The organism is Neptuniibacter caesariensis (assembly GCF_000153345.1).
In the GTDB taxonomy this organism is placed as follows: domain Bacteria; phylum Pseudomonadota; class Gammaproteobacteria; order Pseudomonadales; family Balneatricaceae; genus Neptuniibacter; species Neptuniibacter caesariensis.
In genome coordinates this window covers 17,343-31,649 of record NZ_CH724125.1, presented here as the reverse complement: position 1 = coordinate 31,649, position 14,307 = coordinate 17,343, and the positions used below count along the sequence as shown (strand labels likewise).

Sequence of the window (14,307 nt, the reverse complement as noted above, 5' to 3'; positions counted from 1 at the left end):
CGCTTACAAGCGGGCGTTTTTATTAACCTTTAAGACTGGCAGAGAAATCCAGCATTCGCTGCAATGGCTTTCTGGCATCAACAATCAGCTCTTCATCTACAAAGATTTCATCTTTGCCGGTTTCAAGGGCGTGTAGCACGCTCTCAAGTCCATTCATTGCCATCCACGGGCAATGCGCACAACTACGGCAAGTCGCTCCTGAGCCACCTGTAGGCGCCTCAATGAATTGCTTACCCGGCGCAGCCTGCTGCATCTTGTAGAAGATCGCCTTGTCAGTCGCTACGATGAACTGCTCATTCGGCAGGTCACGTGCTGCATTGATAATCTGAGTAGTTGAACCCACTGCATCAGCCAATTCAACAACAGCGTCTGGGGATTCAGGGTGTACTAACACAGCCGCTTCAGGATAAACCTTTTTAAGATCAAGAATACCCTTCGCTTTAAACTCTTCATGAACAATACAAGCACCATCCCACATCAGCATTTCAATGCCTGTCTGGCGCTGAACATAAGTACCCAGGTGCTTATCAGGCGCCCAAATCACTTTCTTGCCCTGATCGGCAAGATGCTCTACAACCTGAAGCGCGATGCTCGAGGTCACCACCCAGTCAGCGCGTGCTTTAACAGCAGCCGATGTATTCGCATACACAACCACTTCATGATCAGGATGCGCGTCACAGAAAGCAGAAAACTCATCGATTGGACAACCGATATCCAGAGAACATGTTGCCTCTATAGTCGGCATCACCACTTTTTTCTCAGGTGTCAGTATCTTCGCTGTCTCACCCATAAACTTAACACCGGCTACGACTAGCGTACTCGCTTCATGCGCGTTACCAAAGCGAGCCATTTCAAGGGAATCAGAGACACAGCCGCCTGTTTCATCAGCAAGCTGCTGAAGCACAGGGTCAGTGTAGTAATGCGCGACCAGGCAGGCATCCTTCTCTTTAAGAAGCTGTTTAATCTTCTGACGATGCTCTTCGACCTGCTCAATGGTCATATCAAGCGGAAGATGTTCTTTAGCAAAGTGCTCCTGAATAAGGATGCGATCCGAAATATCCTGTTGGCTCAGCATGTGATCTCTATACTCATATGTTCTACATCTAACACCGCTCTCTCACCCGAGCAGCACAGTCATCTGAAGTGTCACAGATGTTGAAGGGGGCGCATTATAGCATAAATGGGGAGAGGGTCAGCTAGGACCAGTCAACTTCGGCTGGGTTCGGCTGGGTTCGGCTGGGTTCGGCTGGGTTCGGCTGGGTTCGGCTGGGTTCGGCTGGGTTCGGCTGGGTTCGGCTGGGTTCGGCTGGGTTCGGCTGGGTTCGGCTGGGTTCGGCTGGGTTCGGCTGACTTCGGCTGACTTCGGCTGACTTCGACTGACTTCGGCTGGGTTCGACAGACTTCGGCTGGGTTCGACAGACTTTCAGGCATAAAAAAACCAGCCGAGGCTGGAGTTTTTAAAGTGGTGGGTCGTATAGGATTCGAACCTATGACCAATTGGTTAAAAGCCAACTGCTCTACCGACTGAGCTAACGACCCGTCACAGAGAGCGCGTATTTTACGCACCCGTTTCTGTAATGCAAGCTTTTATTGATAGCGGGTTGGATCTTCCAAACCAGCATCCGTGAAACCTAGAGCACGCAGGCGACAACTGTCGCAATTACCACATGCACGACCGGAGTCGTCCGCCTGATAACAGGAAACTGTTAACCCGTAATCAACTCCCAAACGCGTGCCTTCCTGAATAATCGCTTCCTTGGTCAGGTCGATCAGTGGCGTCTCGATTTTGATCGGATCGCCATTAACACCACGTTTAGTTGCCAGATTAGCCATCGTCTCAAAAGCAGCAATATACTCAGGGCGGCAATCAGGGTAGCCAGAGTAATCAACAGCGTTTACACCGATAAAAATGGAATCTGCTTCAAGCACTTCGGCCCAGCCTAACGCAAGAGACAGGAATACTGTATTACGTGCTGGAACGTAAGTAACCGGAATATCATCCGTTTCCTCTTCAGGTACGTCGATACTGTGATCTGTCAGCGCAGATCCGCCAAAATCTTCAAGATGCAGGCGTATAACCCTATGCTCCCTGGCATTTAACTGCTTGGCAATCTCCTTAGCCGCATTCAGTTCAGTCAACGAACGCTGACCATAATCAAAACTAAGAACGTAGCAGTCATAGCCGCGATCAGCAGCCATAGCTAAAGCTGTTGCCGAATCCAGACCACCAGATAGCAACACGACTGCCTTTTTACCAGCAGATGTATTCATGAGATTTACCAAAGAGTTATTGCAAGCGTTTAAACTCTTTCGCTAAACGAACAGCAGAAGAGTCAGGGTATTTATTAATCACCATATCCAGGTATTCAACTGATTTAGCCTTATCGCCAAGCTGATCATAGACAATACCCAGCTTATAGGCCGCATCAGGGGCTTTGCGATGATCTGCAAAGTTAGTGATAACCTGAACAAAAGATTCTCGCGCAAGCTCTGGTTTCTGTTCGGCAAGATAGATCTCACCTAACCAGTAATGTGCATTGGCTAGTCGTGCACTTTGCGGATAGTCCTTGATGAAATTAGTGAAGGCTTCGATTGCCTTAGGATAGTTGCGCTCTCTCACCAAACCAAATGCTTCGCGATAGGCTTTTGCATCGCTAGGTGCAGCATCAGGCTGAACCATTTCTGGCTTGGGTGGCTGGAAGCCTGTTGAAGGCTGCGCGGCCGAAGCACTTACTGAGGATGTTGTAGCAACGGTTGAAGGTGCCACACCACTCTGTTGTACAGACGAGATACGTCGATCCAGATCACGGTAACGATCCAACTGCTGACGTTCCATCTGCTTAATTCGATGATCCTGCTGCTCAATCTGCCCACGCAGGGCACGCACCTCATCCTGCAACTGCAGGACAATCATCATCAGTTCGCTGTTTTTAGACGCTGTATAAACTTGTTGCGGCGCATTTGTAACCTGTGAAGGTACAGTTCCACCACCCAAATCGATCACAGGGACTTCTTCAGCAACAACATTAGCGCTGATAACCAGCGCTAATGTTGAAGTCAGTACGGTCTTCTTAGACAACATAAATTATCGAGTTACGTACTTCAGTTCCACGCGACGGTTCTGGCTCCAGCTTGCTTCGCTGTGACCCAGTACGGCTGGCTTCTCTTCACCGAAACTCACTGTTTCGATCTGTGAACCAGATGCACCGTTCACCTGTAGGAAACGCGCTACAGCTTTAGCACGACGCTCACCCAGTGCGATGTTGTATTCACGAGTACCGCGCTCATCAGCGTGGCCCTCAAGAACAACCTGTGCAGATGGGTTCGCTGACAGATAAGCCGCGTGCTTTTCCAGATCTGCAAAACCAGCAGCTTTAACTACAGACTTATCGAAGTCAAAGTAGAAAACTGTCTGTAGGTTTGCAACATCAGACATTGAAGAACCGCTAACACCGTTACCCTGACCTACACCCTGTGTAGTACCAGTATCAGTACCTGTGTTTGCGCCACCTTCAGTGTTGCTACCACCTGTAGAACAACCTGCTACCCATGCTACGGATAGAGCTAGTGCAACCGCTTTAGTTACGTTGGAAGCTCGCATTGATCACTCCTGTTATTTGCTGCTAATCAGCAATCATAATATTTAGTTAAAGCCGCCATGCCAAAAACTGAACATAAGTTAATGTCTATAAAGAATTATTGCAAGTAGGGACTCCACGCAGGTTCCCTTACATCACCACTTGCTGATGGCAAAATGAATCTGACGTTGCCATCTAGTGTTACACCACCCAGAACACCTTTAACCCCTTTCTGAGTTGCATATAGAATAATACTGCCATTGGGAGCAATGGTTGGAGATTCATCCAGGAAAGTATCCGTTAGCACATCCAGGCGCCCTGTCTTCAGATCCTGAACCGCGATACGGAACACATTATCATTGCCTCGGTGCACCATCGCCAGGAAACGCCCATCCAGGGTTAATCGACCACGTGAATTGTAATTACCTTCATAGGTAATTCGCTCTAATTGACGAGTCGGCAGGTGGATACGGTAAATCTGCGGCTGCCCCCCACGGTCAGATGTAAAGATCAGGGATTGCCCATCCGGTGACCAGGTTGGTTCGGTATCAATTCCGTAATGATGAGTCACACGAATCAAACGCGGCGAACGCAGATCCTGAATGTATATTTCCGGGTTGCCATCTTTCGACAGAACCAGCGCCAGCTTCGTACCATCTGGGGACCACGCCGGTGCACCGTTCAAACCACGGAAAGACGGCAAACGCTCTCGCTTCCCAGTAGCTAAGTGCTGTATATAGATACGCGGCTTACCTGTTTCGAATGAAACATAGGCCAATTTCGTCGCATCTCGTGACCAGGTTGGCGACATAATAGGCTCGCTCTGCTCTCGAATTGTAATCGGACGAGCGCCATCTGCATCAGCCATTTTCAAACGGTAGCGAACTTTACCTTCGCCAAATGCATGTGCAGTGACATAAACAATGCGAGTCGAGAACGCACCACGAATTCCGGTCAGTTTTTCGTAGATCATGTCAGAAATATAGTGCGCAATACCGCGCATATTGTCACGACGACCGGTAACACGCTCTGCTAATAGCGGCTGCTCTTTTAGAACATCGTAGAGCTCAAATTCAACAACCAACTCGCCATTAGCAGCGGGCTGTTGACGACCAATAACCAAAAATTCGGTATTGCTTACCCGCCAGTCACGGAAGAAGACCTGATCTCTTCGCGCTGGGAAACTGAGCATATTCTTACGCTCCATCATCGCAAACAGACCGGTACGTCCCAGGTCAGCACTTACGATACGGGCAATATCTTCGGGTAAAGCAGAACTACCATCCCAGGAGAAAGGCACCACTGCGACCGGGGTAGGCTCATCAACCCCTTTTGTAATCTCTATTGCCAGATCACCGTCGGACGCGAAGCTATTAACAGCAAACATCGTGCTATATAAAGCAACCAGAAAAACAACAATATTCTTCACACGTATCTCCCTATATAACTGGTGATAATACCCAGCTATAGAATACCTAATATCAGTTACGCAAATCTTCAGGCCTGAAGCGGAATATCCGCTTCCTGAAATACCTGTCAAACACTACCGGATCCATCTCCTGTAGCTTTTCAAAAACCTGAACCCGATCTATCGCACGCAACGCATCATTATCAAAACGCGAGTCACCACTGGACTTTGTCACATAACGATCATTAACACGACCAGAAGGCAGCAGATGAACGGTCACCTCAACCACCATACCATTACGCGCTGAAGGAGATCGTCGCCAGTTACGGGTGATCTGGTCGACAATGTAAGCCTCATAGCTCATGGCTGAAGCACGCTCTTCCTCTGCCCTTATTGCCGCCTCTTCCTGCAGGGCTTCATTCTGAGCCTGACGAGCGGCCTCTTCACGTGCCGCTTTTTCGGCAGCAGCCTTACGGGCAGCTTCCTGTTTCTTTTTGGCTTCAGCCGCTTTCTTAGCCGCTTCAGCCTTACGTTTCTTTTCAGCCTCGGCTTTCTTTATACGTGCTTGCTCAGCTTTCTTCTTAGCAATTTCCTGCTGACGCTTCTTATCTGCTGCTTTCTTTTTCTCTTCAGCAGCCTTCTTCTTAGCAATCTCTTGCTGGCGTTTCTTTTCAGCAGCCTTTTTCTTCGCTAGATCCTGCTTACGTTTTTCATCGGCCTTGCGTTTCTTTTCAGCATCCGCACGACGTTGTTGATCCGCTTTTTTTCGCGCTTTGGCTTCAGCCTCAGCTTTTTTCTGAGCTTTAGCCGATTTCATATCTACAACTTGCGCCTGGACATGGCGCGGCACTTTACGAACCGGGTCATCATGTTCAAACCAGCTCTGCGCCAACAGTGCAATCACAACTGCATGTAGGGCAACCGCCAGAATAGTTGGTATGAGGTAACTTCCTGCTCGCAACACTATGACCTACTACTCAGTAACCAATCCAACACTTGGCGCACCCGCTTGCTGGAGCAGCACCATCAGTTGAACGACTTTGTCGTAATTAACGTTTTTATCCCCGCGAACAAGCAGCATTTTCTTGGGATTACTTCCCAGAACTTTTGCAACACGCTCCTCAATAACCTCAGCACTTACAGGTTCTTTAGGATCACCGCCCACATCAATAAAATATTGCCCCTCTGCGTTCACTGTCACCACCAGAGGCTCGTTATCTGCATCATCAACAGGTTCTGCGGAAGCTTTGGGCAATTCAACATTCACGCCCTGCGTCAGCATGGGCGCAGTGATCATAAATATGACCAACAGCACCATCATTACATCGATATAGGGAACGACGTTAATATCAGCGTTTAACTTACGTTTCTTTTTGTGTCGTCTAATCACGATCAACCCACCCTATTAGTGAGATGCGTGCATACGGCGATGCAAAATAGATGAAAATTCATCTGCAAAGGTTTCGTAATTACCCAGCAGGTATTCCACTTGCGCAGAATAACGGTTGTAGGCGATAACGGCAGGAATTGCAGCAAAAAGACCGATGGCGGTTGCGATCAACGCCTCAGAAATACCAGGAGCCACAGAAGCCAGAGTTGCCTGATGCACATTGGCCAGGCCACGGAAGGAATTCATGATTCCCCACACGGTCCCAAACAGGCCAATATATGGGCTGGTTGAACCAACCGTAGCAAGGAAAGGCAGGTGGCGCTCTAGCTTGTCTTCTTCACGTGCTAACGCAACACGCATACTACGCTGGATACCATCCATCACAGAATCAGGATCATAGCCCGGCTGCTGAGTCAGACGTGTATACTCTTTAATTCCCGCACGGAAGATGTTCTCTGCGCCGCAATCAGAATTAGGTTCGTGGTTAATCTCTCGGAACAACTGTCCAAGATCAACCCCTGACCAGAAACGATCTTCGAAATTACGTAACGATTTACGCGCACTGCTCAACACAGCCTGGCGCTGGAAGATCATAACCCAGGAAATCACTGAAGCCATCAATAGCATTAACATCACTAGTTGAACAACCACACTGGCGTTAGCAACCAGACTCCAGATCGACATCTTATCTGCCACAGCAGTTTCCCTCTAACTCAATTATTGGACACAAACTTCCGGCTTTATGATCGCGTTAAGAGTAGGAAGTTCAGTCATTTTTCAGATAATTTAACGAAGGGACAACAATAGCAGGGACAGCAATTAATACAATAAAAAAACCAGCGATATCGCTGGTTTTTTAGATAGGGAAAGCGCCTTAGTCAGCCACTGAAAAACTTCATGCAGTTTTGCGAACTTCAGCTTCCAAAACCGACTGACAACGGATACATCGTGATGCAGTTGGACAAGCCCTAAGCCGGCTCAACTCAATCTCCTCACCACAATCCAGACAAAAACCAAAATCCCCTTCGTCAATTCGTTTCAACGCAGCAAGACAATCAGCAATCTCTTCGTCATGACGCGCCAAATTCTCAACATGCATCATCAGATCGACTACAGCTTCGGCTTCCTCGCCAGAATCATGAACATGAAGATCCTGCTGTTTAGTTTGCTCGGAGTATTCCTCTCCTGCTTCAGCTCTTAACTGCTCAAGCAGATCTTTAAGCTCTGCTTTGAAAGCAGCGATTTCGCTGAGATTTAAACTGACCATCGTGGTTTACCTGTTGATAGTTATATATTTTTATACAGGCATATTAGACGGGCTTTCAGCGAATACCCTTTGATTAAGATCAGAAGAGCACAAAAAACCTATTTTCTTTGTGGTTTATTGATCTGAGTCGGGTTTGGCGATGCCAAAATGCTTGTAGGCATGGTCTGTTACAACACGCCCACGCGGCGTACGCATAACAAACCCCTGCTGAATCAAGTAGGGCTCCAGCACGTCTTCAATCGTATCACGCTCTTCACTGATAGCCGCTGCCAGACTCTCTACCCCAACCGGGCCTCCGGCAAATTTCTCGATCATGGTCAGAAGCATACGACGGTCAAGGTGATCAAAACCATGATGATCAACATTAAGCATATTCAATGCTTTATCCGCTATCTCATTGTTAATCACACCATCCCCTTTCACCTCGGCATAGTCGCGTGCACGACGTAACAACCTATTAGCAATTCGCGGTGTTCCCCGGGAGCGCTTTGCCACTTCACGTGCTCCCTGATCATCAATCCCTGTTCCAGAAAGATTGGCAGAGCGAGAAACAATGCTCGTTAGATCATCAACGTTGTAGAACTCCAGACGCTGCACAATACCGAAACGGTCGCGTAACGGCGAAGTCAGCAAACCCGCTCGAGTTGTCGCTCCAACCAAAGTGAATGGCGGAAGTTCCAGCTTAATAGAACGTGCAGCCGGCCCCTCTCCGATCATAATATCCAGCTGGTAATCCTCCATTGCCGGATAGAGCACCTCTTCAACATTAGGACTGAGACGATGAATCTCATCGATAAAAAGAACATCGTTCGGTTCAAGGTTTGTTAGCAATGCAGCCAGATCACCTGCTTTTTCCAGAACTGGACCGGAGGTAGTCTTTATTTCAGAACCCATTTCGTTAGCAATAATATTTGCCAACGTTGTTTTACCCAGCCCAGGTGGGCCAAAGATCAGGGTATGATCCAGCGCCTCGGAACGCATTTTAGCGGCCTGGATGAAAATCTCCATCTGCTCGCGCACAACCGGCTGACCAACATAATCCTCAAGGCTTTTAGGTCGTATAGCGCGATCTTGAGCCTCCTCAACTGGATTACTTAACGGCGAAATGAAACGATCTGCTTCTATCATAACTTTTCCTTAGCCGACCATTGAACGCAGCGCGTGGCGAATTAGCTCTTCACTACTTGCACTGCTGCCCAGTGTCTTGAATACCTGCTCAATCGCCTTAGTTGCCTGTACAGGCTTATAACCCAAAGCAACCAACGCACTTTCAGCCTCAGCGCGATTGTCAGCCTGAGGCTCGAAGGATGCCATATCCGGTCCATCAGCCGCCGATAGCTCGAAATCTCCAGACGTTTCAAGCCCCAGGGCTTTAATCTTGTCTTTCATCTCAACAATCAGGCGCTCGGCAGTTTTCTTACCCACACCAGGCAATTTAATCAGCGATGCGGTGTCACCATCATTCACACAACGAACGAATTCAGAGGTAGAGATACCAGATAAAATCGTGATCGCCAATTTAGGCCCTACGCCATTGGCTTTAATCAGCGTACGAAACAGCGAACGCTCCTCTTTATCATAAAAACCATAAAGCAACTGCGCATCTTCGCGTACAACAAAGTGGGTAAAAAGCGTGAGTGTCGAGCCCAATTCAGGCAAACGATAAAAAGTGTTCATCGAAGCTTCAACTTCATAACCAACACCCTGCACATCGATCACTAACTGAGGCGGCTGCTTTTCAATTAATTCACCTTTTAATCGACCAATCACTGATTTTTATCCTTCTTTATTTTTTCCAGTTTATGCCCGGTAACAATAAACTCAGGCAAGCGCAGATCAGCAAACATAGCCGCCATACGCAACACAAATATGATCATCATAGAGCTAAGCGCAACCACTTCGCCCGGCATATATTCTTTGAAAACGATATAGAAAATCGCGCCACCCAATGCACAGGTTGCATAGAGCTCACCATCCCTTTGCAGAATCAATGGAATCTGCCCAGTGATGATGTCTCGAATCATCCCTCCGGCACATCCAGTGATAACAGACATCATGACAACGATTAGTGGCGGAAGCTCCAACGCCAATGCCTTTTCAGCACCCAGCACAGCAAACAGTGCCAATCCCATGGCATCGAGTACCAATAACGTACGTCTCGGATACTGGATATAACGACAAACAACAAAAGCAACGACTGCAGAGATGATCGCTGTCCACAAATAGGAGGTATCAGCAATCCATACTACCGGATGGATATCCAGAGTAATATCGCGGATAGTTCCACCACCCAATGCCGTAACAATTGCCAAAACGACTACACCCAGAATATCAAGGCGCTTCCCCTGAGCTGCCAACGCTCCCGCGGTAGCAAATACCGCCACACCTATCAGGTCGGCAATATAGATAAACTGGGCATAACTTAGATCAGTCATGTTAAAGCTCTCATACTTAGCGGCGCCAACTAGCGTTTCGAGAGGACATTGTACCTGCTGTTTTGATCAGACTATTACGGGTATGGGCATGACAAAGCGCGATAGCCAGCGCATCTGCCGCATCCGCCTGAGGCAACCCCGGCAACTTCAGTATATGCGCAACCATATGCTGAACCTGTGCCTTATCAGCCGAGCCCTTACCAACAACCGATTGTTTCACCTTTCGAGCTGCGTACTCGTATACCGGCAACTCAGCATTTGTACCCGCCACAATAGCAACACCACGCGCCTGCCCCAGCTTCAAAGCCGAATCAGCGTTGCGTGCCATAAAAACCTGCTCAATCGCAAATTCTTGCGGGCAATAACGCTCAATCACTTCAGACACACCCGCATATACCTGCTGTAAACGTTCCGGTAACTCATCACCTTTGATACGGATACAACCGCTGGCAACATACTCATTTTTATTGCCCACACAGTTAATCACTCCGTAACCGGTGATTCGCGAGCCCGGGTCAATTCCTAATATCAGCATCAAACAAATCTACTGGTTATTTATACAGGCAAGCATACAGCAGTCACCCTGGTTTACAAAGGAATTTCTCACCAACAAAAAGCCGGAACACAGGTCCCGGCCAGATTAAGCACTCAACAGTTTTACAGGTCCATCGCCTCTTCAGGGATGACTGCATTGTGGTAGACATTCTGCGAATCATCCAGATCATCCAGCACATCGATAAGCTTCATTACCTTACGCCCGGTATCGACGTCTAATTCAACAGTCGTTGTTGGTATCATCGCCACTTCTGCATGCACCGGTTCAAAACCCGCGTCTAATAAGCCCTGTTTCACATCGAGGAAATCATGCCAGTCTGAAAACACATCAATTGAGCCATCCTCATTAGCCACTACATCCTCGGCACCCAGCTCAAGTGCAGCATCCATGATTGACTCTTCATCAACGTCATCAGCAAAAGTAATCTGACCCTTCTTATCAAATAGATAAGCAACAGAACCACTGGTTCCAAGGTTGCCGTTATATTTATTGAAGGCAGCACGTACCGCAGCAACCGTCCGGTTCACATTATCAGTCATACACTCAACGAGAATAGCCGCACCATTAGAGCCATACCCCTCATAGGTCAACTCATCATAATGCTCATCTTCACCGCCACCCGCGCCGCGCTGAATCGCTTTATCGATAGTGTCGCGCTTCATATTCGCACCCAACGCCTTATCGACAGCCGCACGTAAGCGAGGGTTGTCATCGGGATTTCCGCCACCCTCTTTAGCAGAGACAACCAGTTCGCGGATTAGCTTAGTAAAAATCTTGCCTCGTTTAGCATCCTGGGCTGCTTTCCGATGCTTGATATTGGCCCATTTGGAATGACCTGCCATAGCGCCTACTCCTTCGTTCGCTGATGATTATCCTATATAAACAAAAAAAGCTGCCCTTAGGCAGCTTTTTCGAGTTATAGAAGCAGGTTTGAAATTAAGGCGTTTTACGCAGCTTAATGTTCAATTCGCGCAGCTGAGCAGCACTTACTTCACCCGGCGCTTCAGTCATCATGCACGATGCGCTCTGTGTTTTCGGGAATGCAATCACTTCACGGATAGATTCAGTACCTGTCATCAGCATGATCAAACGATCAAGACCAAATGCCAGACCACCGTGCGGTGGCGCACCGAACTGCAGCGCGTTCAACAGGAAACCAAACTTGTCTTCAGCTTCCTCATCAGAGATACCCAGGATCTCAAGAACCTTAGCCTGCATCTCCTGATCGTGAATACGGACAGAACCACCGCCCAGCTCACAACCGTTCAGAACCATATCGTATGCACGAGACAGCGCTTCCAGCGGGTTAGCTTTCAGCTCATCTGCTGTGCAGCTAGGCGCTGTGAATGGGTGATGCAATGCAGTCAGGCCTGCATCAGTCTCTTCGAACATCGGGAAGTCAACAACCCACAGCGGAGCCCACTCGCACTGCGCCATGTTAAGATCTTCACCAACCTTAATACGTAACGCACCCAGCGCTTCAGATACGATCTTAGCTTTGTCAGCGCCGAAGAAAACGATATCTCCATTCTCAGCACCCAGACGCTCCATGATCGCCATAGTCACATCATCACCCAGGAACTTGATGATTGGTGACTGCAGACCATTTACGCCGTTTTCAATCTCATTAACCTTGATCCACGCCAGACCCTTCGCGCCATAGATGCTTACAAACTTGGTGTAATCATCAATGTTCTTACGTGTCAGCTGAGCACCACCTGGTACTTTAAGTGCAGTTACACGGCTCTTTGGATCGTTAGCAGGACCGGCAAATACTTTAAACTCGATCTCAGCCATCAGATCCGCAACATCTACCAACTCCATCGGGTAGCGCAGATCCGGCTTATCGGAACCGTAACGCTGCATAGCTTCAGAGTAAGGCATACGCGGGAAGTCACCAAGATCTACGTCTTTCATCTCCAGGAACAACTTGCGGATCATGTTCTCAGTCAGCGCCATGATACCTTCTTCATCCATAAATGAAGTTTCGATATCGATCTGAGTAAATTCCGGCTGACGGTCAGCACGCAGGTCTTCGTCACGGAAACATTTAGCAATCTGGTAGTAACGATCAAAGCCAGAAACCATCAGCAACTGCTTAAACAGCTGTGGAGACTGTGGCAACGCGAAGAACTGACCTTCGTGAACACGACTAGGAACCAGATAATCACGCGCACCTTCTGGTGTCGCACGGTTCAGGATAGGTGTTTCGATATCCAGGAAGCCGTTGTCATCCAGGTAGTTACGGATCGCGTTTGTTACCTTAGAACGGAAACGCATTTTTTCCTGCATTTCAGGGCGACGCAGGTCAATGTAGCGGTGACGCAGGCGAACTTCTTCACCTACATTCTGATGCTCATCCAACTGGAACGGAGGCGTTTCAGCCTTGTTCAGGATCACAAGTTCTTTACCAAGAACTTCGATCTCACCTGTAGGCATTTCCGGATTAACCGTACCTTCAGGACGATTACGCACAGTACCTTTGATCTCTACAACAAACTCATTACGGCAGCTGTCCGCCAGCGCGAAGCTCTCTTCACGATCTGGATCAAATACAACCTGTGCCAGACCTTCACGGTCACGCACGTCCAGGAAGATAACACCACCGTGGTCACGACGACGATGTACCCAACCACACAGGGTAATGTCTTCGCCGATATGCTCTTTTCTGAGATCGCCGCAATAATGACTGCGCATAATTTTCTTTTCCCGTTCTTAATCTGTCCGCATCGCGGACTCAACAAAATAAAATAATAAGCCTAGCTCGCTGAGGAGGAGCCAGAATCACCTGCAAGATTTTTCTTCTTGCCGGTCTTAAAATCAGTTTCATACCAACCAGAGCCCGAAAGTCTAAACCCTGGCGCAGATACTAGTTTGGTCACATCATCACTTGCGCAGGATACACAAGCGGGTGCTGGCGAATCGCTCTTTAGCACAAGCTTTTCAAACTCATGACCACAGCTTTGACACTGAAAATCGAAGATTGGCATTCGAAATAACCCTAGACCCGGAACAGGTCAGTACCTTTGAAAACGGCGGATTATACCTGAAATATTAAGCGGAAACAGGCCCCAAAACAGATTGAGGCCTGAATAGATGAGATAGTTTTAGATTTCCTGAGAAATAAGCTTGAAAAATACTAATTGGTTAGTTTTCAGGAACGAAATCCAGCTCACCAGCCATTAGCGATTCAAGCTTGCGACGGATATCGTGGATCTGCTGTTCGGTATAGGGAACCGCAGGCACTTTACCCCACACAGGGCCGGGCCATGCTTTATCATTCTCGTAACGAACAATGTGATGAAGATGGAGCTGCGGCACCATATTGCCCAGCGATGCGACATTCATTTTCCTGGCAGCGAAGCTATCCGCCAGATTCGAAGCCAGAAAAGAGGATTCTTTGATCAGGATGCACTGATCCTCATCTGAGAGATGGTAGATCTCAGTTGCGCCAGCCCTTCTCGGCACCAAAATAAACCACGGATAGTTAGCATCATTGAGCAGCAAGAGCCTGCTGACGGGAAAATCACCTAAAACAATACAATCAGCAACCAATTGCGGGTGGAGTTCAAATTCCAACTCTAATTCATCCATTACAATACTCCTGTACGTATAGCTGCCAGGGTCATTACAATAGAAAAGACCCTTAACTCCTTTTAGCTTAGCAACACTC

General features: G+C 48.1%; 17 protein-coding genes and 1 tRNA gene. All 18 read right to left on the bottom strand.

The annotated features are described in order from the left end of the window. Positions 1-22 precede the first annotated feature (22 nt). Entirely contained in the window at positions 23-1,075 is a 1,053-nt protein-coding gene (gene nadA / locus MED92_RS00180; protein WP_007019429.1) for a quinolinate synthase NadA, read from the bottom strand. A gap of 388 nt (positions 1,076-1,463) precedes the next feature. Then, a tRNA-Lys gene (locus MED92_RS00170) sits at positions 1,464-1,539 on the bottom strand. Positions 1,540-1,587: 48 nt separating this feature from the next. Further along, a complete protein-coding gene (gene queC, locus MED92_RS00165; protein ID WP_007019427.1) occupies positions 1,588-2,271 on the bottom strand; it encodes a 7-cyano-7-deazaguanine synthase QueC in 684 nt (227 codons plus the stop codon). A 16-nt stretch (positions 2,272-2,287) separates the two neighbouring features. Further along, complete coding sequence (ybgF, locus tag MED92_RS00160) at positions 2,288-3,082, bottom strand: tol-pal system protein YbgF (RefSeq protein WP_007019426.1); 795 nt, start codon at positions 3,080-3,082, stop codon at positions 2,288-2,290. Between the two features lie 3 nt (positions 3,083-3,085). After that, positions 3,086-3,601 carry a peptidoglycan-associated lipoprotein Pal gene (pal, locus tag MED92_RS00155; RefSeq protein WP_007019425.1) on the bottom strand — a complete coding sequence of 172 codons (516 nt, stop codon included), beginning with the start codon at positions 3,599-3,601 and terminating at the stop codon, positions 3,086-3,088. 95 nt (positions 3,602-3,696) lie between these two features. Next, positions 3,697-5,007: a Tol-Pal system beta propeller repeat protein TolB gene (gene tolB / locus MED92_RS00150; protein WP_007019424.1), complete on the bottom strand. Its 1,311-nt coding sequence runs from the start codon at positions 5,005-5,007 to the stop codon at positions 3,697-3,699. A gap of 52 nt (positions 5,008-5,059) precedes the next feature. Then, complete coding sequence (gene tolA, locus MED92_RS00145) at positions 5,060-5,950, bottom strand: cell envelope integrity protein TolA (RefSeq protein ID WP_007019423.1); 891 nt, start codon at positions 5,948-5,950, stop codon at positions 5,060-5,062. Positions 5,951-5,959: 9 nt separating this feature from the next. After that, positions 5,960-6,376: a protein TolR gene (gene tolR / locus MED92_RS00140; RefSeq protein WP_007019422.1), complete on the bottom strand. Its 417-nt coding sequence runs from the start codon at positions 6,374-6,376 to the stop codon at positions 5,960-5,962. Positions 6,377-6,391: 15 nt separating this feature from the next. After that, entirely contained in the window at positions 6,392-7,072 is a 681-nt protein-coding gene (tolQ, locus tag MED92_RS00135; protein WP_007019421.1) for a protein TolQ, read from the bottom strand. Between the two features lie 199 nt (positions 7,073-7,271). Next, entirely contained in the window at positions 7,272-7,643 is a 372-nt protein-coding gene (locus MED92_RS00130) for a TraR/DksA family transcriptional regulator (protein ID WP_007019420.1), read from the bottom strand. Between the two features lie 114 nt (positions 7,644-7,757). Continuing rightward, a complete protein-coding gene (gene ruvB, locus MED92_RS00125; RefSeq protein ID WP_007019419.1) occupies positions 7,758-8,771 on the bottom strand; it encodes a Holliday junction branch migration DNA helicase RuvB in 1,014 nt (337 codons plus the stop codon). A 9-nt stretch (positions 8,772-8,780) separates the two neighbouring features. After that, entirely contained in the window at positions 8,781-9,413 is a 633-nt protein-coding gene (gene ruvA, locus MED92_RS00120; protein WP_007019418.1) for a Holliday junction branch migration protein RuvA, read from the bottom strand. Continuing rightward, a complete protein-coding gene (locus MED92_RS00115; RefSeq protein WP_007019417.1) occupies positions 9,410-10,078 on the bottom strand; it encodes a trimeric intracellular cation channel family protein in 669 nt (222 codons plus the stop codon). Before MED92_RS00115 ends, ruvA begins: the two co-directional genes overlap by 4 nt. 16 nt (positions 10,079-10,094) lie before the next feature. After that, positions 10,095-10,613, bottom strand: a complete 519-nt coding sequence (gene ruvC / locus MED92_RS00110) for a crossover junction endodeoxyribonuclease RuvC (protein ID WP_007019416.1) — start codon at positions 10,611-10,613, stop codon at positions 10,095-10,097. 122 nt (positions 10,614-10,735) lie between these two features. Then, entirely contained in the window at positions 10,736-11,476 is a 741-nt protein-coding gene (locus MED92_RS00105) for a YebC/PmpR family DNA-binding transcriptional regulator (RefSeq protein WP_007019415.1), read from the bottom strand. A gap of 94 nt (positions 11,477-11,570) precedes the next feature. Further along, positions 11,571-13,331, bottom strand: a complete 1,761-nt coding sequence (gene aspS / locus MED92_RS00100) for an aspartate--tRNA ligase (protein ID WP_007019414.1) — start codon at positions 13,329-13,331, stop codon at positions 11,571-11,573. 62 nt (positions 13,332-13,393) lie between these two features. Further along, positions 13,394-13,624 (bottom strand): FmdB family zinc ribbon protein, encoded by a 231-nt coding sequence (locus tag MED92_RS00095; protein WP_007019413.1) that lies wholly within the window; start codon positions 13,622-13,624, stop codon positions 13,394-13,396. 157 nt (positions 13,625-13,781) lie between these two features. Beyond that, positions 13,782-14,228 carry an HIT domain-containing protein gene (locus MED92_RS00090; RefSeq protein WP_007019412.1) on the bottom strand — a complete coding sequence of 149 codons (447 nt, stop codon included), beginning with the start codon at positions 14,226-14,228 and terminating at the stop codon, positions 13,782-13,784. Positions 14,229-14,307: the final 79 nt, after the last annotated feature.